The sequence below is a fragment of the Methylacidimicrobium tartarophylax genome (assembly GCF_902143375.2).
In the GTDB taxonomy this organism is placed as follows: Bacteria; Verrucomicrobiota; Verrucomicrobiia; order Methylacidiphilales; family Methylacidiphilaceae; genus Methylacidimicrobium; species Methylacidimicrobium tartarophylax.
This window is the reverse complement of record NZ_CABFVA020000044.1, coordinates 1-1,623: the sequence shown is the minus strand read 5'-3', so window position 1 is coordinate 1,623 and position 1,623 is coordinate 1. Positions and strand designations below refer to the sequence as shown.

At 63.5% G+C, this 1,623-nt stretch carries 3 protein-coding genes and 1 pseudogene; 1 reads left to right on the top strand and 3 read right to left on the bottom strand.

Annotated elements, in window-relative coordinates:
• On the top strand, positions 1-250 hold a 250-nt coding region (locus MAMT_RS04900), incomplete at its 5' end, for a universal stress protein (protein WP_142659892.1).
• A 48-nt stretch (positions 251-298) separates the two neighbouring features.
• Here the strand turns inward: MAMT_RS04900 and recR are convergent.
• The 3 genes and pseudogenes from recR to MAMT_RS11315 all read right to left on the bottom strand — a co-directional run.
• Entirely contained in the window at positions 299-898 is a 600-nt protein-coding gene (gene recR, locus MAMT_RS04895; protein WP_142659891.1) for a recombination mediator RecR, read from the bottom strand.
• Between the two features lie 21 nt (positions 899-919).
• Positions 920-1,228 carry a YbaB/EbfC family nucleoid-associated protein gene (locus tag MAMT_RS04890; protein WP_142659890.1) on the bottom strand — a complete coding sequence of 103 codons (309 nt, stop codon included), beginning with the start codon at positions 1,226-1,228 and terminating at the stop codon, positions 920-922.
• Positions 1,225-1,623, bottom strand: a pseudogene (locus MAMT_RS11315) (hypothetical protein); the annotation flags it as partial. The gene MAMT_RS04890 and the pseudogene MAMT_RS11315, both read right to left, overlap by 4 nt.

Sequence of the window (1,623 nt, the reverse complement as noted above, 5' to 3'; positions counted from 1 at the left end):
CTTCCGGAAGACGGGAAGTCCGCCATTCGAAATCGCGCGATTTGCCGAGGAGAAGGGGTTCGAGTTGATCGTGCTCGGACACAGCGGCCACTTCGGAGCATGGGGGAGGGCGCTCGGAAGCGTTGCCGCCCGGGTCAGCGAAGAGGCGTCTTGCGCCGTGCTGATTGCGCGGCTGCCGAAGCCGATGCGCGAGGGTTCCCGCACTGCGGCGGAATCCAGCAACGAATCCGAGCCGCCTTCGTCAGGTTGACCGCACAGACCTCGCAGCGGAGAGGCGAGGGTCGGAGTCATGATCGGGTTACAGCTCGCGGCGGCCGGCAAGGGCGTAACTGAGTGTCACGCTGTCGGCAAACTCGAGTCCACCTCCGGCGGGAAGACCCGTGGCGAGGCTCGAAATCCGGGTTGCCGTCTTTTTCAGGAGCTGACCCAGGTAGAGTGCCGTCGCCTCGCCTTCGGCATCCGTACCGAGGGCGAGAATGATCTCGCGAGGCCGCTCCCGTTCGATGCGTGCCAAGAGGGTTCCAGAGGGGAGCCGCTCAGGCCCGATTCCTTCGAGAGGGGAGAGTTTACAACCGAGAACGTGGTAGACACCTCGGAAAGCGGAGGCCCGCTCGATGCGAAGAACATCGCCGGGAGAGGCAACCATGCACCAGAGCAGCGGATCACGGGATGGGTCGCGGCAGAGTTCGCAGAGCTCCTCTTCGGCATAAAAGCCGCATCGACCGCAGGGATGAACTCCCGCCCCGACCGCTTGCAAACTTCGTGCGAGGTGCTCTTTGGTCCCTTTCGTCTCTTCGAGCAGGAAGAGGACGAGCCGCTCCGCCGAGCGGGGGCCAATCGACGGAAGCTCGCGTAAGGCGGCGATCAACTCGCGAACCGCTGGGGGATAGTCTGCCATGGGAGAGCGCTCCGCTTCTGCTCAGAACGCACCCGGCAGGCCGAGACCTCCGCTCAGCTTTTGCATTTCCGATTCGCTCGCCCGGCGGCCTTGATCGAGAGCCTCCCGGACGCTGGCCAGAACGAGCTCGGAGAGCATCTGGGCATCTCCCTCGGCAACCAACTCGGGCGAAATCCAGAGATCGAGGAGTTGGCCTCCGCCGCTGGCCACCGCGCGGAGCTTCCCGCCCGCGCCTTCGACTTCGAATCGTCGATTGGCAAGATCTTCCTGGATTCTTTGGGCCTGCTCCTGTAGTTGGCGGGCCTGTTTGAGCATCTTGTTCAGGTTCATGTCGTCTCTGGTTGCGGGGGGGTTGCGGAGAGGATACGCCCTTCGAAGAGCCGCAGCGCCTCCTGAATGAGCGGATCGTTGCGAAATTCCTTCTCGGTCATCTGCTCCTCCGGACCAGGGGGCTTCTTTGCCGCCGCTTCCGGGCGCTCCTTCCTTGCCGGCGTGACCGGGGGATCCACGAGAAGAAAGTCGACTGTTACCGGCTCCCCGAGCGCCTCCCGGAGCGAGTCTTCCAGAATGGGCCGGTTCTGTGGGTCGGTGAAGTAGGCGGCCTTTTGACGAAAGTCCTTGGGTAGGGCGATTTCCAGGATCTCTCCTCGCTTTTGGAGGAATCGGCTCTTTTGAATCGACTCGGCTTCCAGGGGCCGCTTCCGGGCGAAGCGGTCCGTGGCGAG

Coding starts and splice junctions, on each gene's coding strand:
- MAMT_RS04890 (WP_142659890.1), bottom strand. CDS start 1,228: ATGAACCTGAACAAGATGCTCAAACAGGCCCGCCAACTACAGGAGCAG.
- recR (WP_142659891.1), bottom strand. CDS start 898: ATGGCAGACTATCCCCCAGCGGTTCGCGAGTTGATCGCCGCCTTACGC.